The following is a 23225-nucleotide window of genomic DNA, read 5'->3' as shown; positions in this document are numbered from 1 at the left end:
CTTGGGCGGCTCAAGGCCAGCATCCGGCGATCAACTCTTCGACGTCGGTGGCCTGTTCGGGCATCGTGTAGAGCCGGGCGCCATGAACGTCATCGACCGTTACGGCGAAGCCGCTCCGCAACAGGGCGATTTGCTCGGTGGACTTTGCGTCCAGACCGAAGATGAGGACTTGCCCCTCCACATCTCTGTAGGGGCCGTAGAAAGTGTCGCTGTTGGTCTCGGAGACCAACCTGACCTCGTGACTTTGCTCGTCTGCAGCCGTTCCGGCAGGCGGGTAGTAGACGATGGTGACCTCATCGCTATGGGCGGAGCAGGCGAAGGTCAGTGTGAACCGCCTTTCGATTGGGTCCATGTAGCTCAGCGAGAAATGCGGGCGTCCGTCAGCATCCTCTGCGCTGTAGAGGTTCCAGGCATTCACGGCTTGAGGCTGGGCCCGAATCTCGATTGGAAAGCCAAGCGTGGCGACCAGAGATATCCCCAATAGCGCCGACAGTGATCGTGTCGACAAGCGATGGTTCAACATGTTCACCTTTGCGCTCCAACGCTGTCGGCCCACCAGAGCAGCCACTGGCTGTCGAACCGCTCGCGACCCGACTCGTCGATCGGGGGCGGCTGGTCGTCCGGCGTGAACGAGACGAACAGCTCGGCATAGGTTCCTGCCGGATCTGCCAATAGTGCGTCAGTGGCTTCGACGGGGAAGTCGTAGCATGGTGCGCCCATGCAGCCGTCCGAGGCCCATGTGCCTTCGAAGACGAGGGCGTTCTCCCGGAACGCAGGGTCGTTGAAGGCCGTGATGCCACTCGTGCCGTCAGGATAAGGCTGCTGCGGGACGTAGAGCCTGACGGTCGGGGACTGCATGTGCTTGGTTGCCGTGTCGCCGTAGAACAGCAGACCTATGCGGCGATCAGGCAGCATGCCCGCCACAGAATAGAGCTCGACCAGTTCCTCGCCGTCCTTGATCAATTGATAGCTCGGTCCCCGAATGATCGGCAGCGAGCCCTCGACCTCAGGACGCACGAGTGACGGGACCACCATCACCTCGGTAACGAAATATGGACGGACGAAGTACCCGTTCGCCTCGGCCGTCACCTCGAACTGAACCGCGCTCATGGCGGCCGCTGCGCGGATCTGGAGATCCCAAAGCGTGCCGGCGTGCTGCTCTGCATCGGGCGACCAAGACCACGTGGATAGTCCCGGATCTTCGACCGGAATCATCTGGACTACGGCATCCCGCTGCCGTTGCGCGAAGGCATCGAAGTTCTGGCCGTAGAGCTGACGCAGATAGGCTTCGTAGCCCATCGCAGTCTGCTTCTTGTGCCCGTCCAGCGGGATGCGGTCGAAATCGGGGAGGCTGTCGAAATGGAAGGCGAGCAGAAGGCCTTGGTACAACTGATCGGATGCCACCGCCTTTGCGGTCAGCACATGGCTCATCGCTTGATCAGTGCACCCCGCAGCAGCCGCGGCCGTGCGGGCCTGTTCTTCGAGTCCGATGCGCCAAGCGTCGTAATCGGCAGCCGACAGCCGGCCATCCAAGCTCTGAACGTATCGGGACGTGCTCTCCAAATACCGCTGGGCAATGCCGCGGACCGCGGTGAATTCCATGTACTTGAGGGCGACGCAGGCCTTGTCGATCTCGAGGGCCGTCATCAGCGCAACGTAGTCGTCCTCGGGGGCGGCTTGCACAACGCCCCCCGACATGAGCAGCACGATTGGCAGCAAAGCAAACCTGGAGCGCATTCCGGTCATGTGCAGCTCTCGAACAGGTAGACGAGCGCGGTATCGAGATCATCCGGCGAGAACCGATAGTCCCGTGTGAAGAACTGTACGGCGATGGTGGACGTGCTCTTCGCCATGGCACCGATGACCAAGGCCAGTGTGTCGTCCCGCGACGTATCCGACACGACGACGAGCTCACCGTTGCGTTCTTCGAACGTACCATAGGCGACGGGCTGCTGCTGGTCGCTGGCGATCACACTGATAGGGACCTCGTCCGCGTAGCTCGTCTCCGGGTCGTAGGTCTCGCCGGTCAAGATCGTGATCCCCACGTCATCGGGATAGTCGAGGCTGCAGGAGATGTGCATCTCGACCTTGCCCTGCTCGTCGTCGGTGACGGCGGAGAACTCGCCGAACTCGGGATAGTCCTCCGTGAACCAGGCTGCCTGGACCGGGTGCGCCACAATGGACGACATCATCACGCCGAGCAGGGCGCTCATACAGTTCTTCCAACACGTCACTTCAGTCGTTCCCCTCACGGAATTCCCCACGCAGCCGCACGATATCGCGCGATGCAACGCTTGCCGTATCCATTTGGGGGGTATTGCCCCTGATGAGGGAAATCGGTGGCTGCGGCATCAATCGTCTGCTCCGTTCGGAGTGCGGCCCGCCCGCCAGAGCGGGATGTTCACTGCCTGGTCGATCGTCCAAGTCGCCTGCTTGTCAGCGGGCAGTTTCCGCTCGTCGACGAGGTGCTCGCCATTCGTCCAGAACCGGTCGAGCTTCTTCCACCAGTGCTGCCCCTCGGGACCAAGCAGATCGAAGAAATGCTTTCGCGTGTCGTCGTCCTCGATGTTGTTCTGAAGCGTCTCGATGAAGCCGATCGTGGCCGCCTCCTTGACGTAGTGGTCGCCTTCCAGCAGCCACCGTTCGACCACGGCGAGGGCGAGCCGAACCTCCTCGAGATTTCCGGCGTTCAGCAGATCGATGAGCCATCGCCCCAGATCGCCGAGCAGCAGGTATTCCGGCAGATCTCCCGGCGCGTCGAAATGGTTGTGCGCGTTGCCCGCCCATTTATCCACGAAAGCTTCGCGCATGGGCCGGAAGGCGGGCAGTGCTTCGAGCAGCGGATCGAACATGGTCTTTCGGGCGATCGTCATGCTGCGGCTCGCGCATTGGTCTTGCGAAGTCCTGCCGCCAAAGCGGCGACCACGACATCGGCATGGCTGTACGTCATGAACCGGCCAGCTCCCTCGATCATCTCGACGCGCGCATCAGGAAGCACCTGTCGCCAGTATTCCAGGGTCTCGCCGGGATCGTGGATGCTGTCGTGCTCGCCGACCAGCAGAGTGAACTGATCGGTGCCATCGACTGGTCTTGGCCGTCCGATCGTCGCCAAAGCCGTCTGCTCCGTGACGAAGCCGTCCAGGCGACCTTGTCGGAAGCTCGAGAGCGACCGGTAGTAGTCCGCCATCTGCTCGGGCCTTGCCATGACCTCACGATCGGACGGGCAGCCTGCCGTCGATCGCATGACGTTGTCCGCAGCCCGTTCGTAGGTCAGGGATTGCGCGAACCATCTGGCCATGAGCGCGACCGCCCACGGGCGTTTGACGAAGTTGTGCTTCATGGTGGCGAGGAAGCCAGAGCGGCGCGAGCTCGACGTCGCATCCGGATCGGGGTTCGTCACGATCGCGGCCTCGATGAGACCGGGCGCCGCCTGGTGCAGAGCCAGCACGATCTGGGCGGCGCCGCGCGTGACGATGGCGATGCGTTGCCAGTTCATCGCGGTGCACAGGTCGACGATGTCATGGGCCGCCAGCGCGAAGTAGGCCTCTCCGTTCTGATCCGTTGGCGCCGGGGTGTCGCCGAAGCCGGGGCGATCCATGGATATCGGACGAAAGCCACTGTTCTGCAGAGCTTCTACAAGTGCGCGATTGACCGGCCGGCTGGTCATGCTGCTGTGGAGTACCAGCACCGGCGTCCCGCCGCGCGGACCATAGTCGCTCGCAGCAATCGTTCGGCCGTCGCGGGCGCCGATCGACAGGGTGCGATGCGCCGGCTCCGGGAATCTTTCGGCGCCATCGCCGAGGGACGCCGCGATCGCCAGAAGGCGAAGTTCGATCATTGCCCGAGCAAGCGCCGGCGCCGTGGTGATGTTCAAAGCCGCATAGACCACGGCCATTTCCTTCTTCACCAGTGCCTCGGACATCCCGAGCGCGATGGCGACCTCGGCGCGCGTGTCGCCGTTGGCGATCATGCCAGCGATCCGCATTTGCCGTTCCGACACGCCGTATGCGATGGCGAGGAACTGATCGCTTTCTTCGGCATCCTCACCGGTCCGCCCCAGTCCCATTCCCATCATGGTGACGAGCCGTTGCAGGTTGCTGGCGCCGACGAGCGCTCGTGCCTTTTCGAGATACTCGCGCGCCGTCTCGTAGGAGATGCGCGCTTCATCGGCAGCCCGTCGCACGTCGCCCGTCATGAACAGGGCAACGACCGTGCGGGTCGTGGCGGACGAGAATGCGAAGTCTTCGGCGAAGCGGCTGAGTTGCTCTTCGAGCCAATGCCAATCGACATGCACGACCGCCAAGACGGAACCGGAGGCATCCTCTGGCCACGTGGCATTCTTCAGCAGAGGTCGGAGTCGATCGCTACGACCCACCAGGGCGATGGTCGAGCCGAAGGACGGGTGCCGGAAGGTTTCGAACCACCAGCCGTCGCGTTCGGTCGACAGGCGCTCGACTTGGGCAACTCGCCAGTCCGTGTCGAAATGCGCGCTGCCGGGCAAAGCATTCCTGACGTCGATGTTGTCTATTCTGAGCATGGATCAAGCTCCGCTGCTCAGGCACAAGCATTGCTCCTAAGATAGCACGTTGTTCCGATTGGGGAATACGCGGATTCATTCTATCGATACGGGCCAGAACTCGCAGACCTGAAGGTCGTCATCGACGTACCCCTTCATCGTGACCACGCCACGCTCGATCCTGACGAACTCATCCTCGAGGACGTGGACGCCCAGTCGCCGCCATAGGTGGATCGCTGCTGGCATGGATGGGACTCGATACCACCCGGCGCCTTGGCGCTGCAGCCGGACCAACAGCATCGCAGTCGGCAGCTTCCGATGCAGGCTTTCCGTCACTGGGGACAGGTAGTGGTGCTTGATACCCGGCCAGAGCGACCAGAGCACGACCTGCCATCGCTGGCGGGCGGTGAGGTTGCCGGCCAGCGTTGGGCATAGGCTCCATCGCAGGAACGCCACCCACGCCCAGTGCCATGTCCATTCAGGCAGTCGCATCGCCATCACCGATTCCGTGGTGGCAGCCTATGCCGCACCTGAGCCGACGCGCGACTGTGGTTGTCGCGGATCCCCGGAACGATGAAGAGGCATCGAAGTGCATGGGCCTGTTGTGGCTTGCTGGCGCGTGGCTTTCACTGGTGTCAATGACCAGGAGTACTTCGATGCGGCTCGCGTTCCCCATTACGTTCGATGTCGTCCATCCCCAGCGTGGGCGCCACGGCTTCGTCCCTCGAGCCTTGGGCGCGCGACCCGTTGAAGTCGAGGAGAAGAAACTATCCTCGGGCGGCCTCAAGACTCAAACGCGCAACCTCCCCCTCGAATGGGGGCTGATCGATGGCATTCCCGTCACGCCAATGCTCTTTCCAAAGGATGGCGAGATGCGGCCGCTAGCGGTGGAGGACGTCCCTAGGTGGACCAACATGCTTGTTGGCCACAATCGACCGGAGATCACCCTCTACCCCTACCTCAAGCAACTCATCGGAGACCCGTCAGCGACTTCATTGCCATACCCGGAGAATTTCGCTGGCATGCGCAATGACGAGAGGGTGGCAGCGCCTGATGACGTTGAGCGCGCCAGCCGGTTCCTGTCCTCGACCATGTCCATCGTCGATGGCTCTCTCTACACGTCAGATCTTGTGCCAAGCATGATCATGGAGATCGGGCCGGGGAAGAAGATCGTCTTCGACAATGTCGTCGTCGTATCTCGTTCCCATGGCGGAGACTACGAGGACATTGGCCGACAGATCGGCCTTGCGCGCGCCTTGTCAGCGATGGGCTGGGAAGTCGAGGCCCCCGTCCAGTGCGACGACGACACGCTTCGTGCCTTTGAGATGTTCGGCAATGGCGGCATCGATGGCAGGCTGGGGGCCGCAGCGCGAACCGTCTCCGATCTTTCCGAGCGCCTTGAAGAGGCCAAGCTTCACGACCTTCGCGATCTGTCCATCCTGCTCACCAACGTGGAGTCTTTGTCGCGCGAGCGCAGGGTAGGTCTACTGTTGCGCTTCGTCGACGGATTCAAGGAGGACGCCGATCGTGCGAATTGGAGCGATGACCTGAGGATCGCCTTGGAGTTCGCCTATGCCGACGCAACAGCAGCCATTGTGGCCTTCGAAAGAGTCCTTGGCAGACCGCATGACTTGCTATCGGCGTCCTGGGCAGAGGACTGGAGCAAGATTCCATCTCCCTGACAGCAACGATATCGACGGCAGTTGGCCTGCCCCCTTCCTGAGACTTTGGCCAGCGTTCGCCGGATTCGCTCTTCGAACTGCTTGGGTCCGCTCAATGGGGAGGCGGAGGACGGGAGTGTCGAGGTCGTAAAGTGTATTCGATAATCTCAATTTCGTATGCACGGTACTTGTGGGATTTCACATGCACGATATACTTGTGAGCGTTAAGGGCTGGCTGCTTGAAGCCTACTGCACAGGAGACGTCGAGTGACCAGCCTTCCCGATCAAATGGATGCCATCCATACCTTGCTCGTCCGGTGGAAAGAGAACGACCCCCTCTACTCAGTGGGGTATCGTTCCAAGAAGAAGTCTCTTGGCGCCCGCCTGCTCAAGCATGAAGCGGAATTGGAATCCCTGCCGAAGCCGGCTGAAGATGCCCTGCTCTACAGGGCCTTCGATCTCAAGAAGGCGCACCGACTTGCGGACGGTTCTCTTTCGATCATTCCTCGGTCCATCGATTTGATCGACAGCTGGACTGTCGACGCCGGATGGGCCATCGAACACGCCAACCAGTTCGAGAACGGGGTGGTGATGAGGATGAAGGCATCGGACCTGTCCGTCCTCGTGGACGTAGATGCGTTCGCGGACGCTGTGGGTGACGAGAATCTATCGATCGAGGGCGAGGTTCTGGTCCGGAGCCAGAGCATCGTCGTCCCTCAAGCGGACTGGACATGGTCGGAGGACGATTTTCCCGAGAACGTACCGAGTTCGACTCCCAAGATGTAACGCGGCATCAACGTCTAGAGGTACTAGCCCAAGTCTGAGCAGGCGCGCACGAGACGCCGGAGGAGGGTTAGGAACTAGCGCTTGTGGGGGGCTGGTCCGGCAGTGATGCCAGCCAAAGATGGTTTGCCGCGTTTGGTAGGCGGCTTTTCCTGCGACCGCTTGGCGATCTCGACCTCTATCGCCGTCCGGATGAAATCGAGACGGTACTCGCCGGTCTCCAGCAAGGCATCGATCCTGCCGGTGGTGCCCTCGACCAGCGTCAGCTGGATTCGCTCGTCGAACTGCTTCGGTCTGCCCATGGCGAAGGTGTGCATGGAGACGAGGGAGTCGTCAATGCCGTTACGTGTATCGGTTAAGCGATTTCGCATGCACGATACTTGTCACGGTTTCAAATGCACGTTACTAGTATCGTGTATTCGATTCGATGGGGTGCGTCGTGGAATGGGGGTGGAGGGTTGGCGCGGCGACGCGATTATTGGCAGCCGGCGTCGCATTCGCGACGGGCTTGGCTGTGAGCGGATGTTCATGGGCACATCCAGAGATGTTCGTCAGGACGAAGCTGACGGTCACCGCTGAAGTTGCGGGTGTGAAGTACACGGGGCACTCAGTTCAAGAGTTCTCGGTCGAACGGGGCGGTGATCTCTGGTCGGTTGGATTTTTCCTGAGGTCAGTGAACGCTCAAGCGGTCGTTGTCGATCTTCCGGGCACAGCGGCGTTGGCGGTGCTCGTCGATGACCACAGGGGGTCGAGAAACCCTCTTCTTTCAACCGTCCTGAGTTGCGCGCCACCTGAAGCGGACGATTTCGACGATTGGTGGCAGTTCCTCGCGGGGTTCAAAGGTCCCTGCAAGCTCGATCCTACTTCAGTGCCTTTGACGGTCTTGGTGCCGAATGTCGCTTCATATGAAGGCCTTGAGGTCATTTGGCAGCAGCAAACGGAAACAGATGGGATCAAGCTTGTGTCGGCTACGCTTGAACGTTCCCAAGAGCCACTCACGGCCGAGGCGTCAGCAACATTTCCTTGGGTAACTGACGGGACCTTCCCGGAACCCTACATGCTTCTGCCCGCCGGCACGCAGATGGTCACCGTCAATCGGACCCAGTTTCAACAATTCGGAAGAAGGCGCTAACTCATGACATATGCTGCACCTCCGTACATCGCTTCCAAATACCTGCATTCCGACTCGCTATATGCGGCGTTGGCTCTCGACTCGTACAGTCGTGGATATGGCGCAAAGCTGCACGCCGTTGGCGACAGCAACGCTCTTCTTCTTGCCACCCCCAACAAAGATCTTGGTCTTGCTCAGGTGATCTTCGATTCTGCGGCTTTGGGCTTTGATGGCAGCGATTTTCGCGACGAGCAGGTGGGTTTTCATGCCGTGGCCTACAAGGTCGACGGCGAGGTAGTCATCTCTTACCGCGGGTCCGATCAGCTCTTCTGGGATGATATGGGCACGGTGGCAAATATTGGTGCTGGGAACGTCGACGATCACGTCCGCCTGGCGCTGGAATTCTACAATCTTGTCCAAGACAAGATTGTAAACACGCCTAGTCTGAGTGGACTTCCGATCATCACGGTTGGCCACTCGCTTGGCGGGGCGTTGGCCGGCATCGTGGCCAGCGTTAAGAAAACCGCTGGCTTGATGTTCGACAACACCGGATTTGAATGGGCGGCCGAAACGGTGATGGACGCAGCCCTAGGTCCGAATGCCGATCTTGAACTCGCTGAGCTCATATTCCGTGGGCAACCCTCATGGACAGAGGCAGAAGCCACCAGTCTGAAGACCATGTCGCTTACGCATGACGTAGCCGGAATTTTTTTCCGTGGTCCACAGCTTGCACATCAAGACACCACGTTAGATCTGGGGAATTACGTTCTAGTGCCGGGCTGGGACTCGCCCAACGCTCACATCCAATCCTTGTTGGCGTACCGTCTGTTGCTGAAGGAGAAATTCGGGAGCGACATGAACTGGGAGCAGGCGGCCAGTCAAATTATTACTCCTCTGATGGATGATGTGCTTGCCTCAGATATTGGGATCTTGGCCTCACAGTTCGGCAGTGCCAAATCTGGAGTGCTGAAAGATATGATCTCTCAAACCATCATTGGAGGAGAGTTCGGGAACTCAGCTGCGGAAGCGATGACCGACGACATGAATGACCTAGGGCGTGCGATCGTCAATGGCGTTGTCGTGGACTTTGAGCTCGGATATCAGGTCGCACGTTATGCGGGCGGTCTGGCCATCGAAGCCGTGTTTGGCGATTTTGACGGCATCCTGTCCTTCAACGCTGCAAAAAACATCCTTACCGCTGACCTGTCGGAACAGACATGGGATGCGGTGGGAGATAGTCGATCTGACTTAGGTTTGCGTCATGATTTCAGCTGGCTGATGAATGACGGCGGGCTGAGTAGCGCCGACATGGCCTTGTTGATGCAGGGGCCAGGACGGTACGATTCGCTAGTCTATGCCAGCGATGTGACCAATCTTCAGTTGCCAACGCTTTCTTCTGGAGGCGCCACTAAGTTTGTGGCCGGCATTGGAGTGCAATCCGTGGTTGGCACGGGCGCCAGCGAGTATTTCGATCTGGGGAGTGGCGACGACACGGTGGTCACTAATGCTGGCATCGATTGGATCTTTGGTGGTCTCGGGATCGATACCCTCGAGAGCACCCTCGCCTGGAGCGACTTCACAATCCAGTATCACGGTGACACGCTGGTGCTGGCTAAGCGAGGTGAGACTTCTACTCCCACGATTTTCCTGACGGACAGCGTGGAACAGTTCGCGCTGGATGATCTGGAATTCGATCTTTCAAACATCATGAACGTCGCGCCGATCGGGTCCGAGTTCGTTTCCGGGGCGTTGCACCTCGAAGGCGTGATCGACGCCGGCGCTGAAGTCGCGAGACTTGGTGGCATTGATGACAACCCTGACTTGTTTACGTGGGCGTTGCATGCGGACAGCCTCGAGCACTTCTATCTGGACGGCAACATCGTCAGAGCCGCTCACGACATCACTCTCGACTTCGAGCAGTACGTCGGCATGCTCGGCGGCGCGCCGATCCTGGATCTTGTCAATGGCGTCAGCCAGCAGACGTGGTGGCAAACGCCCGCCTTCATGAACTCGATCTATGTGGTCAAAGCCATCGTCTCCGATAGCTATGGTCTTACCGCTCTTACGAACCTTGTGCTCGGCATCGAGAACGTCAACGAGGCGCCCGAGAACATGCGCTTCGTCGGCGGAGATTTGGTGACGGCAGTGAATGAACTGACGATTGCCGAGAACAACGCTGTCGGCACTCGAGTTGCCATCGCCGACGCCGATGATCCGGAGGGCGACGGCCTGACATGGTCACTGCTCGATGACGGCGGCATGTTCCGCATCGACCCGATCACTGGCGAAGTTTTCATTGATGGACCGCTCGACTTCGAGAGCGACCCCGAGATCAACCTCACCGTCCGCGCCCACGATGGTGAGAAGCACGTTGATCGCGAATTGACTGTGATGCTCGAAGATCGGAACGAGGCACCTACATCCTTTAGCTACGAACTCCTAGACCTCTTGCAGGGCATGCCTGCCGGAAGCGTCGTGGCCTATCTTGGAAATGTCGTGGACGGTGACGCTGCTGATGAGGCGCACTTCGGAGGAAGCGGGGGCGCTCCCCGATTCCAGATCGTTTCCGACCCGTCCGGTCTGTTTTCGATCGTAGGGGACGAAATCAGGACAACTGGTGTGATAGGCGCACAGCAATACACGGTTACGGTGGCAGCAAGGGATGCTGCCGGAACACTGTCTTCGGCAACAGCAATCAGCTTCTTTGTCAATGCAGCCGGGGCGCCGTCCAACGTGCAGTCGACGTCGGGAGACGACGTGCTGCACGGTACCTCGCAGACGGACTACATCCTAGGCGGCGGTGGCAACGACACGATCTATGGTTTCGGCATGAATGACTACCTGTGGGGTGACGCTGGAAACGATCATCTCTACGGTGGCGCCGGGAATGACCAACTGTATGGCGGAGCTGGCGACAATTATCTCTACGGCGGGGACGGCAATGACCAGTTCTGGTCAGAGGGAAGCAATGATCGAATGTTCGGCGGATCTGGCGATGATCGCTTCGATGTTTCTGACGGCAACCACTACGTGCACGGCGGATCGGGCGCCGACATCTTCGAGCTGAATGGTAGTGGGTTCGTACGCGCATATGCGGGCGGGGATTCAGATTGGGATCTGTTCCACTTGAACGGATCTGGTACCTACGAACTTCATTTGGATGGCAACGACTACGCGTTCACGCACGCGATGACTGGACGAGCTCGCATCTATGTGGGTGCGGCAGGAGGCGACTTGATCGGCGCAGGTTCGGCGCCAGTCGTCGTCTACGGACAACGAGGCTATTTCTCATTTGAGAGTTTGGAACGCAGTTCGGCTACCATCTACAGTGGTTCGGCAGGGAGCATTATGGGCCTTATGGGGACCAACTCATTGTGGGGTGGCGACGGCGAAGACTACGTGCACTCGTATGAAGGCGGCGGGACGTTCAGGCTTGGCGGCGGCAACGACTACATCTGGGTTACCGAGTCCAGCCGGATTTGGGATGGTGCCGGAGATGATATCGTCGACGGCAGCACAGCCAACGATACCTTCTACATGGGGTCTGGCAATGACATGATCACTGGTGGCGGAGGGGTGGACTATGCAGTGTACGATGCCAACTTCGAAGCGTTCACTTTCGAAGAAACCGTTGGTCAGCTCAAGATCGTAGGATCGTCTGGAACCGACAGTCTGTACGACATCGATTACGTCAGGTTCAGGAATGGCACTTGGAGCTATGCGGATCTAGTAGCCGTAGCGCAGCAAGAGCAGGAATGGCTTATCTAGCCTGCTATCTGCCCTTCGCGCGCAGCGGTAAGCACTTAGCCCTCGAGGATAGCTAGTGTTACACATCCACCCGGACATCTGTCCGGGTAAATCCCTACCTCCCAAACACCATGTCTGCCGGCCCCGTAGCCGGAGACAGCAGTGCCGACGAACGCCCCTATCACCGAGCGAATGATCTCCGACTTCTGCCGGAAGCGCGTCGCTCCATATCTGCTGCCGGTGCACACCGAAGCCCTGCGGAAGTTCCTGATCGCTTCCGTCGACACCGGCGTCGGCGTTCCCCGCTACGCAGGCAAGTACGACTGGACGGCCATGGGCATGCTGACCAACGTGCCCGCGGAGATGCTGGTCGGGGCAGGGCGGCACATCACCCCTCTCCTCGATGCCATCGGCCGATCGGTGGCACGGGCGCCCAAGCCTGCCGAAATCAAGACGCAGACGACCGTCAGGCCGCCGCCGGTCAAGAAGGACGTCGCACCGAGACGAACCCTGGATGTCACCGATCGCGCCAATCGCGTTCTATCTGGTGTGGTCCAGCCGAAGCCGGCTCCTGTTCCGCCGGCACCGGCTCGGCCGAAGCGTCAGTACACACGGCGGCCGATCGTCGAGTTCCCGAAACCACTTTGGACGGAATGGGAAGACGTGGATGGCTTTGCCGACGCCCTGAACCTGCACATCCGGCGGCACGGCGATAGCGTCCGTCACCTGTTCCACGCGGTGGCCAAGGAGGACAAGGCCACCAACCATCGCACGCTGATGAAGTGGGCGACCGGCGAGCTCACGCCGCGGTCTATCCAGAGCCTCGAGGTGCTGGGGCGCATCGAGCGCCGATATCGACTGCCGCCCGGTTACTTCAAGGCCAAGCTGCCTTATCTCGGACGAGCGCGAACTGGTCACGTCCTTGAGGACTTCACGCCGGCCGAACGGCGCAGGTTGGCATGGCATCTCCCGGACGACTTCAATGCACGTTCGCCGGCCGAACAGGACGAGATCCTCGACTGGGTGAACCGGGTCATCATTTCTGGGTCGACCGACTACCGGGCCTTCCAGGCGGCGGCGATCAAGAACCGCTATGCCGTTCGCTTCCGTGCATTCCAGGGCAAGGGCCTCCCGAAGAAGCAGCCGGCCGCCACTGCCGATGTCGATCAGGAGATGGTGTCGTCGGTGGTGGATGCGCCGGCTGAACTCGAACGCGAGATGGCGGGCCTGCTCAAGTTCAAGACCGCGACGCTGACCGCCTTCGGATTCCAGCGCAACGGCGTCTGGGGCGAGGAGACGGCATCGCAGAAGGTCGAGCACCTCGGGCTGATGTTCGGTGCCATCACGGCGCCGGCGGATGGTCCGGTGCACGGCTTCGGCGCGCCGCTGGAATCGCTCTGCTTCGCCATGCTGGTGTTCCCGCCGGTCTGGGACTGGTACCTGCAGTGGCGCGAGCAGCGCCGTGGCTTCTTCACCAAGTGGGAGGTCGGCATGCTGGCCCTGCTGACATCGGTGGTGAAGGTGGACACGGGCTGGATCAGGCAGACGCCGGCATTGGCCGATCGCCTGCGTCCGATCGACGTCCTGATCACCGCAGCCGATATCGCGCGCGTTCGCGCCGACTGGCACGGTGCCTGCGATGAGATGTACCGGCACGCCCGCCAGCGCCTCAAGGAGATCGAGCGGGTGGCGAAGGTCCACCGGGATCCGTTCGAGCCGATCCTGCCCATCCTCGAGGCCGACAGCCCCGTTGGCGAGTATCGGAAGATCACCGAGGAGATCCTGCGCTTCATGCCGGACGAGCGGCTCTATCCGCGGCCGGCGGCCGAAGCCGTGCGATCCTTCCTGATGCTCCGGATCGGGCTGCACACGGGCCTGCGGCAGAAGAACCTGCGCGAGTTGCGGATCTGCCCGCCGGGCAGGATGCCGACATCGGAGCGCAACCTCGAGGACATGAAGTGCGGTGAGCTCCGATGGAGCAGCCGCGATCATGGCTGGGAGATCCTGATCCCGTCCGTGGCCTTCAAGAATGCCAACTCGTCCTTCTTCGGCCAGAAGCCGTTCCGGCTGGTGCTGCCGGACATGGCGGGCCTCTATGAGATGATCGATGCGTATGTCGATCGGCATCGGGCGCGCTTGCTGGCCAGCGCCGACGATCCGGGGACCTTCTTCGTGAAGACCGTCAAGCAGTCGAGCACCAATGCCCGGTACGACCAGACCACCTTCTACGATGCTTGGCGGCTGATCATCCAGCGCTATGGGATCTACAACCCCTATACCGAGCGCGGGGCCATCAAAGGATTGCTGCCGCACGGGCCGCACAACGTTCGCGACGTGCTGGCCACCCACATCCTCAAGAAGACCGGTTCATACGAGCAGGCAAGCTACGCGATCCAGGACACGCCCGATATGGTGCAGCAGCACTATGGTCGCTTCCTGCCGCAGGACAAAGCCGCTATCGCCGCGCAGGTGCTCAACAGGGTGTGGGATGAGTAATGACACGTGCGTTGCGTTCAAGGCAGTGTTTGTCAGGTTCCACGACGCCCAAAGTTCCAAGAAGGTGCAAAAACCCCGGCACTCAGGCCGGGGTTGAAACTGGTGCGGGGGAGTAGCGATAAGCCACTCTGGGGCTACTTCCGGCTCTCCGACGAGATTTGGGTCCAGATCTTGACACCGATGGCATGGCGCAACTCCCGTTTCCGGCCCCGCAGTGCCCCGAGCGCGTTCAAGCCAGTCTTGAGTATGGCAGTCAGCGACTTTGACATCGGCGTCTCCAAGTTAATGGATAGGTCAATGCAGAGCCAGAAAGTGAGCAGCCATGCCCCGATGCCCCAGATAGGGAGACCAAAGCTCAGGATTGCCGAACTTTGAAGTCATCGGCCATGAGATGGTTGAACAAGGGCAGCGAGTCAAGTGCAGTGGCCGATACACTCCCCGCCGAGCCGACAGGAGAGAGCTATGATTGTCTTCGATGACATCGAGAGGCCTGGTGTTGAGGCTCATCCGTATGGGGAAAGTGATTTCGTCTACACGAACAGGTCAGGACGCGAGGAGGCCAAGAAGGTTCGCGCGCTAGTCGAGGATTGGCTAACTCGCTACCCAGAGGATGACCGGCCATCGTTGGTCCAACGTTTGCGTTCGCCTATCGACACCGCTCACCGCGGTGCCTTTCTGGAGCTACTGCTTCACGAGCTATTCCTTAGGCGCGGCCATAAGGTGATCGATGTTGAGCCGGAAATACCTGGAACGACGAAGAAACCTGACTTTCTGATGGAGACCCCCAAGGGTGAGCGGTACTATTTGGAAGCCGTGCTCGCGAGGGGGTTGACAAAGGAAGCGCAAGGGGCGGAGCAGCGGCTGAATTCCGCACTGAACGCCATAGACAGCACGCCTAGCCCCGATCACTTCCTAGACCTGAGGACCAACGGCACGCCGAGGACGCCTGTGCCAATCAACAAGCTCCAGAGAGCTCTCAAGCAATGGATCGCCGGCCTTCCAGAGGGTAACGCTGCGAGGACTGCGGCACCCTTCAAATACAAGCACGACGGGCTGGAGATTGTGCTCACTGCGTGGCCAAAGCACCGAAGGGGTGTCACTAGGAGCATTGGTGCCCGTCACTTTGGCGCCAGCAATGTCATGCGCGCCGAGAGCATGAAGGATGCTGTCGAGTTTAAGGCACGAAAGTATGGCAAGGCGCTAAGCTACCCCATGCTGGTAGCCGTGGCTGGGTACGACAACTTCAACTTCGATACCGACGCGATAGATGTGCTTCTCGGCACGGAAATATCGGTGGTGCACAAAGACGATGAAGGCAAGGCGGTGGTGCGCCACGGCCGGAACCCCGATGGAGTGTGGCACGACGAGACTGGTCCGCGCAGACGGGTTCTTAGTGGCGTTCTGTGGTTCAAGCAGATTGACCCGTGGAATTTCGCGGCGCGCGCACCAGTGATAGTTGCCAATCCATGGGCGGCTAGAACGATGCCCAGGCTGGATGTTGGTCTGCGCGAACTCCACATCTCCCAGGAGGCGGAGACGGAGTACCCTGGAGGAACACTGGGTCAGGCGCTTGCGCTACCAGATAACTGGCCAGAGGATACGTAGGGTCTATCGTCCTGTTACGCGCGGTTCGCTCGCGCGAGAATAGCTGTCTGTGGCCTTATCGATGCATAAAGCCTGATCATGCGACCAACTCGACACAATGCTTGGTCTCAACCGAACCTACCGCCCGGGACTGATTGCTCGCCTGTTCAACGCCGGCAGCTGGAAGCTCACGTTGGCTCGAAGGGGTTCCGACGTCATTCGGCTGGAAGACGGTGGCGACGTAGAGCTACCGTGCCTTGACGTCGTAGCCATTTCCTCGACGAAAGGGCTGCTTTGGCACACGCTGGAGATCCGCTCCCATTCGCGTGTGGATCGGCTATCCGGTCTGTCGGGGGACGCAGCCGCCAAGCTGGCCGTCGATCTGAAGCGGTTCATCAACGACCATCTCTGCGAGCTGATCGTCTCGGACGGCGACAGGCTGCGCGAGATTGACGGTCGTCTGCACGCCATCGTTGGCGCCAAGGCCCAGTACCTCGCCCATGCTGACTTAAGCCGGGCCATTGCCAGCGTGCCGGGCAGGGCGGCGGCTGCCCTGTCGCATCCAATGCTCGATCCGGAGCTCACCGCCTCCACGCTGAAGGCTGCACTGCCGGTGTCGTTCGACCTTCTGACCGACCCTGGTATTCGCGATCGGTACAATCGTGAGTTCTTGAGGTCGGAGCTCGCTGCGTTCCGCGCGTTCTTCGACGATCTCGACGGCCGCTCATTGTCGGACCAGCAGCGCGAGGCCTGTATTCGCCTCGAGGACAACAACCTGCTGGTGGCGTCAGCGGGGTCGGGCAAGTCGGCCACGATGGTCGGCAAGGTCGCCTACGTTCTCGAGAAGAAGCTCTATCGTCCCGAGGAGATCCTTGTCCTCGCCTTCAACAAGAGCGCAGCCGACGAACTCAAGGTCCGCATCGCCAAGCAGATGAATGTCGACGAAGACGCGGTCGGCTGTCGTGTGACGACATTTCACGCGCTTGGCCGTGGCATCATTCAGGAGGTCGAGGGCAGGCCGCCACAATTGGCCAATTGGGTCGAGCACCCCGCTGGCGAGGCAAAGGCCATAGAGGAGATAATCCAGGATCTCGCCAAGGCCGATTCCGAGTTTCAGCGACTATGGATCGAGCTGCTGATCCTCCACCCGAAGGCGGACATTCCCCGGGAGGTCTTCGATTCCGACACGGAGTACGAGCGCTACGTTAGCGAGCGACGGTCGAAGGGCAGGGCATCGATCCGCGCCCTTGGCGACATCTATGTGAAGTCGCTGCAAGAGCAGTCGATCGCCAACTGGTTGTGGCTGAACTCGGTGGAGTTCGAATACGAGAAGCAGGTCGCCGTCGACGATGTAGACGACGACTGCGATGAAGACGACGAAGACGGCGCCGAGGACGTGGGAGCCGACGACGAGGCCGACGCGGTGCGTCACGTGCATCCCGACTTCTACTACCCCGCCACGAAGACGGTGCATGAGCACTTCGCCATAAACGCCGATGGCACCTCGCCCTTCGCCAATTACGTGATGCACGCCGAGAGCAAGCGTCGCGGCTATCGCGAGGCCGAGATGGACTTCTTCGAGACGACCTCGGCACAGGCCACTGACGGCACACTGCTGACAGTTCTGAAGTCGGAGTTGGAGCGCCGGGAGATCCCGTTGGTCCAGCGGTCGCCTGACGAGATTCAGAAGGCGATCAACCCCCGGGTGGTCAAGCACTACCACCAGCTCATCGGGACCTGCATCAAGCATATCCGCTCCAGCCAGCTGACCCTCGACATGCTGTTCGAGCGCGCCAAGGCCCTGCATGACAAGGAGCGGGCCCGGATCTTCGCTCGGGTCATCTGGTTGATCACCGAGGCCTATTCCAAGAAGCTGGCCGATGCCGGCCGGATCGATTTTGACTCGATGATCGGAGACGCCACCCGGCTGGTGGAGACGCGGCGGTACGTCAGCCCGTACTCGCTCATCCTCGTCGATGAGTTCCAGGACATCTCCGAACCTCGCGCCAACCTCATCAAGGCGCTTCGACAGCAGAACCCTTTCGCCAAGGTATTCGCCGTGGGCGACGACTGGCAGTCGATCTATCGCTTCGCTGGTTCCGACATCTCGATCTTCACCCGCTTCAAGGAGAACTTCGGCACCAGCTGGCAGGGAAGGCTCGAGCAGACCTATCGGTGCAACCAGCTGATCGCTGACGTCGCCGCCAAGTTCGTGCAGCGCAATCCCGCCCAGCTGAAGAAATCGGTGCGCTCAACAAGGCCGGCGATTTCGAAGTCCATCCGCGTCGTCCCCGTCAAGCCAGTGCGCGGCAAGGTCGACTACGGCCCGGCCTGCCGGCAGGTGCTTGAACGCCTCGACGGCTTCCTCGGCGGCATTGCTGGGCATTGGCGAACCGACGCCAAGCCCAAGCTCAAGGCGTTGGTGCTGTGGCGCTATAACTACCTCGATCCGTTCGAGGGCCGAATCCCCAAGTTCGACCACCTTGAGGTAGAGGCATTCTCATTCCATAGGGCCAAGGGCCTAGAGGCCGACTACACCATCCTGATCGATGTCAGCGAGGGCGACTACGGCGTACCCAGCCGCATCGAGGACGATGAGTTGCTCCACCTGGTCATTCCCGAGCCCGAGACCTTCCCCTATGCCGAGGAACGGCGGCTGTTCTACGTGGCGCTGACGCGCGCTAGTCGCGGCGTCTTCCTGCTTACCAACGCGGATCAGCAGTCTCGCTACATCGACGAGCTTGCCGACATTGCCGGCAAGGAGATCCGGTTCGAGGGCGTCGATGGTCAGGCTTTGCCGGCGTGCCCGAAGTGCTGGGCGGGCTATCTGGTGGAGCGGCGTTCGAAGAAGCGGGCCTCGTTCATGGGCTGCAGCCGCTATCCGGAGTGCCGGCACACTGCTGCCATCGTCTAGGCAGCGGTGCCGCCAACATCTCGGAGCTATGGCCAGGTGTGACCGAAGCTAGCCTCCAAAGAACTGATCCGATCTGGAAGCTTCGCCCCGGAGGTCGTCACCCCTAGGAACAGCGCTGCCCTCGTCGCGCCGACGTAGAGGAACTTTTCGAACAAGTTGGGTTGCGTCTCCTCGAGGCGGTCGATGCCTACGAAGAAAACGGCCTCGAATTCCAGGCCCTTGATGTGGCGAACGTCGAAAACGCGCACGTCGCTATCCTGACCGGCGAGCTGGCCGAAGGGGCAGGGAACCACACGTACATTGGAATCCGCCAACTTCTGGTTGAGCGCCTGCGCGAACGGAACCACCTCCTCCTCGCTTGTAACCAGGACGGCGATCGGCGGGAACTCCTCGGCCAGGTGTTCGATCTCGGCGATGCGGTCGGCCAACCAGTCCACCGTTTCCTCGGTGGTGGTCAGACCGGTGCCGACTGCCGGGCGAAAACCATCGTTGTTGACGCGATCCGGTAGCTGGGCCTCATTGGCATTCGGGTCCGAGATGTGAGCGATGTCGCGTGCAAGCTCGTTCAGTTGCCGACTGTGGCGGTAGGAGATCGAAACCGAGCGAATGTCAAAGTCGGGGAACACCCACTGGAGATCCTCAGTTTCTCTGCTGCCCCAGTCGGTAATTCGTTGGTTGAAATCACCGACTGCCACAAAAGACGAAGCTTGCGGATCACAGAGCGCCGCCATGCAAGCAAGCTGAATAGGGGAGAAGTCAGTGGCTTCGTCGACCAGAACCTGATTCCGATAGAGCGAGGTCACCTGTTCCAACGCCGCGTTTGCCAAGCCTGCGGCAGAACGAGCGATGCGGCGGTCAGCAAGAAGGTCGGCCCCGGCCCGCAAGAGCCCCAAGAGAATGACATCCACTTCTAGTGGATTCAGTTCGTGCAGCTGAAACCCATTTGCGGCGTACCAGCGATTGTCTGCCTGTCGCTCCCGGCGGAACCGCCGATAGCGAGTAGAGATGCCGTTAAGGAGCCGCCGAGCTGGGTTCAGGAACCGCCGCAACGAGGTCAGTACCGCGAGGTCCTGGCCGATCTTGCGCAATGCGTCCCGATCGGGACCCCGCTCACCGAACCACTCAATGATACGGCCGTTTCGAGATCTTTTCGAAGTCGGTCGGCTGTTCGCGATTGCACGCGCTTTGGCCTTAAGCGCTCTCAGAAGGGCGTCAACGGCCGCGTCCCGACCGACGCGAACCTGACGTGGTTCCTCGTCGTCATCACCATCAAGCTCGTCGTCATCGACTTCTTCAACCGTTTCGAGGGTGGCGACGAACTTCATCAAGTCGTCGAGCAGCGACGGCTCACTCAGAAATGCCTTGGCGATAGCGGAACGGACCGTTTTGTCGGTGTCAGTGCGCAGTTGGGTGATCAGCGCCTGCAGAGGCTCGGACAGGTTGTTGAGTGTGACGATGGAGCCGGTATCGATGCCAGATGCTGCGACAGGAAGCGCAGCCTGAACGCGCGTCCCGATTTGCTTGATAGCCTCCGCATTATCTCGCGCGAGGACGCCGGCATGATTGCGAAGATCTTCCCAGAAGAGATTGATCTGAAAATCGAAAAAGTCCTCGAACCACTCGCGCTGTGTGTGAACGGTTGCCGGTACGAGAGAGGGTAGGTCGTCCTTGGAGACTAGCTGCCCTCCGGAGCCCGATCGGAGGATTGTAAAGTGGTTCCTCGCCAGGTCGTGTCTATAGTCGTCCCATGTTTGAATGCGCTGATCCGAAGCGGCGACGCCCTGCCGCGCGAATGCCTCTTTCACGTACTGCTTCAGCAAGGCGGTGGGCGTGAACATGATCCAGCTGTCTTGATGCCCGGCCGGACCCGCACTGGTACGCGCAATGACGTCACGCTCCTCATCGATAAGGCTCGGGGTGTCCAACTTCTGGCCCAGACGCTTGATAAGGGTCGTTGTCTTTCCCGTGCCCGGAGGACCGAGAATTACCAGGTGGCTGTCTATGGGGAGCCGAAAGATCTCGTCCTGGTACTCATCAAGGATCGCAAGATCCCGTAGTTCCATCTTGGCGATGGCGTCGCGCTTCAGCCCTTCGATGAAGAGCCCCGCAGCCTTGTCCTCGGCGAGTAGGCGGTCGAGGGCGTCGAGTTCATCCTCAGTGACGCCGAGGCCCTCCAGCACGGCGCGCAACGATGGTACCGTGAAGGGGCCGAACCTCTTTCCTTCCACGACGGATTTCTGCGAGTCCCATTCACCGCGGACTTCCTTCGGCGTCAGGAGGGTCTTTTCCACGACTGTGAGGGTGACGGGGCCGCTTCTGGAAGGAGCGTCGACCTCGCCGCCGATCTTCGTTGCTGCCAGCCTGCCCAGTGGCATGGCGTTGTAGCTGACAGCGTAGCTACCGTCAGAGGGAGACCGGTGGGGCGTGGCGCGCGACACGAAGTAGACGCGACGATTCCCGTCCTCGTCTTCGGCGACGACGCGCGCCACGGCCGGCTCGGACAGCAACATGCGCAGCGCCCGTGCACGAGCGTCCGTGACGTCGCTCATGTTGTCGATCAGCGCATTGTCGGTAGCGGCGTTGAAAGAGGTGAACGCGTTGGCGAGGTTCGGCCGAGGTTCGTTCAGTCCCTCTCTTGCCCTGTCCGCTGTCTCTGCGAAGTGTCGAAGCGTATGGTCCGCTATCGCTGCAATCCGGTCGTTCGTCGTGTCGGCCAAAAAAAACATCCCCCGAAACTATGCTGTGTCCGCTTGTGGCAAGCCCGCTATTCAGCGGCCTCACGCCGCCATGCATCAGCTAGCACCCATCCACCCATGCCATCCCCGAAGTGCCAGTCATTCCATCCGTTTCGATGGGTTCGGGTGATGAACCTCGATGCTGCAGACAGCGAGCCGAATGTGCGGTCGACGCCGTCAACCATAAGGGCACCGTTCTCGATGTAACCTTCGTAACGTCGGCCGGCATAGGTGAAGCGGCACTGAGTGCCGTCCGCCGGCAGTCCCGGCGCTCCGTTAGCGATCTGCTTGTCGTCGCTGGGCAGGGGGGCCATCCAGATGCGGCGAGCATTCTCGAAGAGCGAGAGCCCCCTGGCGGCAATCGTGTCCTCGTCCCAATGGTCGAACTGGTTGAGTTCGCGATTCAGTGCCAAGCTGGAGTGCGATCGCACCGCGGGCATCTTCACCGAATAGGGGCCGTTGGATACAGTCGAGTTCAGCGCCCCCGTCAGCAAAGTGAGATTGCCAAGGCGATCAATGACGGCGTCGCGTTCCGCCTGCCGCGTCAGAAGATCAAAATTCATGTCGTCATCGTCGTCCAGATGTTCGAAGCCCGGGACCGGCCATGCCTCACGCCAACGCTGAGGCATGATGTGTTCGATAGTCAGGGCGGACTTGATCTCGATATCTTCATTGAGTGCCGACCTCTTGGCCATCTCGATAGCTTCGAACAGGTACCTCAGGCGGGGCTGGCGAGCGCCTTTGTATTGCCCTCGCCCCAACCAGGCAGTGCGCCATTCATCGTCGGCCGGCCAGCGATCTATGTCGGAACGTCGACCGGACAGGTACGACACCATATCGTCGAGCTTGTCGCCTTCCGCTTTGCGCAGACGATCGATCAAGCCGACGAACAGCCTGTTGTAATTCTTGTTCGTCAGGCCGCAGATGTCCCGCCGCACGATGTAGCTCTCAAGAACCTCAAGGGCGCGGTCGATCTCCGAGGCGACACTGGGCTCGGTGGCCAAATAGATAACCAGCGGCATGACGGTTGATACGTCGAACGCGTCGGCCAGCCGGCCGAAGTTGCCGATCGGGTCGTTGGGGTCCTGATCAAACAGCCGCCTTTCGATCGCAGCCGTGGCTGAAATGGATTCCAGCTCCTGTGTCACGGTCGAGAACGGCCTGTCGGTGAGTATCCAACGACGGTATCGGTCAAACAGCCTGTCGACCGATACCAGATCGCCGATGTGCATCGCGAGGTGATCGGTAAGCATCCAGTCGAGGCGGGTCTGGGTCTGCCGGCCCCGAGAGGCTGGTTGGCTCCAGAACGACCTATCGAGCGGCAGCCAGTGCTTCTCGTAGAGCTTGTCCACGACCAGCGAATGGTCAGCCTGGCCGAGCCCCTTTGCGCGCTGGAATATGAAGTTCCGCATCAGATCGCCGGGCGTCAGGTCGACGCCGCGGCTGTTGAGCGTCTCGAAGATCGTCTGAGGGTCGTCGCCGCTCTCGAGTTCGATCGATACGGCGGCCAAGCCCTCTTTGAGAGCTTCGTGTTGATTGCCACTGAGAACTGACCCAGCAGGCTGGGATTTTTCCATCGAGATTTGACCCATGTGTGACCCTTGCCCCTCGTGGTTTGAGCGGGGGCTGTGGAGTGATCGACATGGCATTGTTGAGCGTTATCCGACGCTGGCATTTT

General features: G+C 60.4%; 16 protein-coding genes. 7 read left to right on the top strand and 9 right to left on the bottom strand.

All coding sequences use genetic code 11. From position 1 onward, the window contains the following. Positions 1 to 10 precede the first annotated feature (10 nt). The 6 genes from J0I99_RS15235 to J0I99_RS15210 all read right to left on the bottom strand — a co-directional run bounded on the left by J0I99_RS15235 (position 11) and on the right by J0I99_RS15210 (position 5014). Complete coding sequence (locus J0I99_RS15235; RefSeq protein WP_291398508.1) at positions 11 to 529, bottom strand: hypothetical protein; 519 nt, start codon at positions 527 to 529, stop codon at positions 11 to 13. Then, positions 526 to 1746: a hypothetical protein gene (locus tag J0I99_RS15230; protein WP_291398507.1), complete on the bottom strand. Its 1221-nt coding sequence runs from the start codon at positions 1744 to 1746 to the stop codon at positions 526 to 528. Before J0I99_RS15230 ends, J0I99_RS15235 begins: the two co-directional genes overlap by 4 nt. Continuing rightward, entirely contained in the window at positions 1743 to 2213 is a 471-nt protein-coding gene (locus J0I99_RS15225; RefSeq protein ID WP_291398506.1) for a hypothetical protein, read from the bottom strand. The genes J0I99_RS15230 and J0I99_RS15225 overlap by 4 nt, the downstream gene beginning before the upstream one ends. Positions 2214 to 2351: 138 nt before the next feature. After that, a complete protein-coding gene (locus J0I99_RS15220) occupies positions 2352 to 2852 on the bottom strand; it encodes a hypothetical protein (protein WP_291398505.1) in 501 nt (166 codons plus the stop codon). Between the two features lie 17 nt (positions 2853 to 2869). Then, on the bottom strand, positions 2870 to 4537 hold the full coding sequence (locus J0I99_RS15215) for an alpha/beta fold hydrolase (RefSeq protein WP_291398504.1): 1668 nt from the start codon (positions 4535 to 4537) through the stop codon (positions 2870 to 2872). Positions 4538 to 4612: 75 nt separating this feature from the next. Further along, positions 4613 to 5014 carry a hypothetical protein gene (locus tag J0I99_RS15210; protein ID WP_291398503.1) on the bottom strand — a complete coding sequence of 134 codons (402 nt, stop codon included), beginning with the start codon at positions 5012 to 5014 and terminating at the stop codon, positions 4613 to 4615. 158 nt (positions 5015 to 5172) lie between these two features. On the opposite strand from J0I99_RS15210, the gene J0I99_RS15205 reads away from it, so the two are divergent. Both J0I99_RS15205 and J0I99_RS15200 read left to right on the top strand, forming a co-directional pair. Continuing rightward, positions 5173 to 6198, top strand: coding sequence for a hypothetical protein (locus tag J0I99_RS15205; RefSeq protein ID WP_291398502.1), 1026 nt, complete (start codon positions 5173 to 5175; stop codon positions 6196 to 6198). A 246-nt stretch (positions 6199 to 6444) separates the two neighbouring features. Next, positions 6445 to 6963 carry a hypothetical protein gene (locus J0I99_RS15200; protein WP_291398501.1) on the top strand — a complete coding sequence of 173 codons (519 nt, stop codon included), beginning with the start codon at positions 6445 to 6447 and terminating at the stop codon, positions 6961 to 6963. A 74-nt stretch (positions 6964 to 7037) separates the two neighbouring features. On the opposite strand, the gene J0I99_RS15195 is transcribed toward J0I99_RS15200, so the two are convergent. Then, complete coding sequence (locus tag J0I99_RS15195; RefSeq protein ID WP_291398500.1) at positions 7038 to 7331, bottom strand: hypothetical protein; 294 nt, start codon at positions 7329 to 7331, stop codon at positions 7038 to 7040. A gap of 173 nt (positions 7332 to 7504) precedes the next feature. On the opposite strand from J0I99_RS15195, the gene J0I99_RS15190 reads away from it, so the two are divergent. The 5 genes from J0I99_RS15190 to J0I99_RS15170 all read left to right on the top strand — a co-directional run bounded on the left by J0I99_RS15190 (position 7505) and on the right by J0I99_RS15170 (position 18812). Next, on the top strand, positions 7505 to 8092 hold the full coding sequence (locus J0I99_RS15190) for a hypothetical protein (RefSeq protein WP_291398499.1): 588 nt from the start codon (positions 7505 to 7507) through the stop codon (positions 8090 to 8092). A gap of 3 nt (positions 8093 to 8095) precedes the next feature. Further along, a complete protein-coding gene (locus tag J0I99_RS15185; protein ID WP_291398498.1) occupies positions 8096 to 11839 on the top strand; it encodes a cadherin domain-containing protein in 3744 nt (1247 codons plus the stop codon). A gap of 171 nt (positions 11840 to 12010) precedes the next feature. Beyond that, positions 12011 to 14314 (top strand): hypothetical protein, encoded by a 2304-nt coding sequence (locus J0I99_RS15180; RefSeq protein ID WP_291398579.1) that lies wholly within the window; start codon positions 12011 to 12013, stop codon positions 14312 to 14314. Positions 14315 to 14776: 462 nt separating this feature from the next. Next, on the top strand, positions 14777 to 15919 hold the full coding sequence (locus tag J0I99_RS15175; protein ID WP_291398497.1) for a hypothetical protein: 1143 nt from the start codon (positions 14777 to 14779) through the stop codon (positions 15917 to 15919). Between the two features lie 307 nt (positions 15920 to 16226). Continuing rightward, complete coding sequence (locus tag J0I99_RS15170; RefSeq protein WP_291398496.1) at positions 16227 to 18812, top strand: UvrD-helicase domain-containing protein; 2586 nt, start codon at positions 16227 to 16229, stop codon at positions 18810 to 18812. Between the two features lie 26 nt (positions 18813 to 18838). Here the strand turns inward: J0I99_RS15170 and J0I99_RS15165 are convergent, their stop codons facing one another. Both J0I99_RS15165 and J0I99_RS15160 read right to left on the bottom strand, forming a co-directional pair. Continuing rightward, positions 18839 to 21529: an ATP-binding domain-containing protein gene (locus J0I99_RS15165; RefSeq protein ID WP_291398495.1), complete on the bottom strand. Its 2691-nt coding sequence runs from the start codon at positions 21527 to 21529 to the stop codon at positions 18839 to 18841. 47 nt (positions 21530 to 21576) lie between these two features. Further along, positions 21577 to 23058, bottom strand: coding sequence for an HNH endonuclease family protein (locus J0I99_RS15160; protein WP_291398494.1), 1482 nt, complete (start codon positions 23056 to 23058; stop codon positions 21577 to 21579). Between the last annotated feature and the right edge of the window lie 167 nt (positions 23059 to 23225).

The sequence above is a fragment of the Devosia sp. genome, from assembly GCF_017307495.1.
Classification (GTDB): Bacteria; Pseudomonadota; Alphaproteobacteria; order Rhizobiales; family Devosiaceae; genus Devosia_A.
Note: the sequence above shows the minus strand (reverse complement) of the source record. Positions and strands in the feature narration are given on the sequence as shown.

Coding starts and splice junctions, on each gene's coding strand:
- J0I99_RS15180 (WP_291398579.1), top strand. CDS start 12,011: ATGATCTCCGACTTCTGCCGGAAGCGCGTCGCTCCATATCTGCTGCCG.
- J0I99_RS15230 (WP_291398507.1), bottom strand. CDS start 1,746: ATGACCGGAATGCGCTCCAGGTTTGCTTTGCTGCCAATCGTGCTGCTC.
- J0I99_RS15220 (WP_291398505.1), bottom strand. CDS start 2,852: ATGTTCGATCCGCTGCTCGAAGCACTGCCCGCCTTCCGGCCCATGCGC.
- J0I99_RS15185 (WP_291398498.1), top strand. CDS start 8,096: ATGACATATGCTGCACCTCCGTACATCGCTTCCAAATACCTGCATTCC.
- J0I99_RS15175 (WP_291398497.1), top strand. CDS start 14,777: ATGATTGTCTTCGATGACATCGAGAGGCCTGGTGTTGAGGCTCATCCG.
- J0I99_RS15190 (WP_291398499.1), top strand. CDS start 7,505: ATGTTCGTCAGGACGAAGCTGACGGTCACCGCTGAAGTTGCGGGTGTG.
- J0I99_RS15225 (WP_291398506.1), bottom strand. CDS start 2,213: ATGAGCGCCCTGCTCGGCGTGATGATGTCGTCCATTGTGGCGCACCCG.
- J0I99_RS15210 (WP_291398503.1), bottom strand. CDS start 5,014: ATGGCGATGCGACTGCCTGAATGGACATGGCACTGGGCGTGGGTGGCG.
- J0I99_RS15195 (WP_291398500.1), bottom strand. CDS start 7,331: ATGCGAAATCGCTTAACCGATACACGTAACGGCATTGACGACTCCCTC.
- J0I99_RS15205 (WP_291398502.1), top strand. CDS start 5,173: ATGCGGCTCGCGTTCCCCATTACGTTCGATGTCGTCCATCCCCAGCGT.
- J0I99_RS15215 (WP_291398504.1), bottom strand. CDS start 4,537: ATGCTCAGAATAGACAACATCGACGTCAGGAATGCTTTGCCCGGCAGC.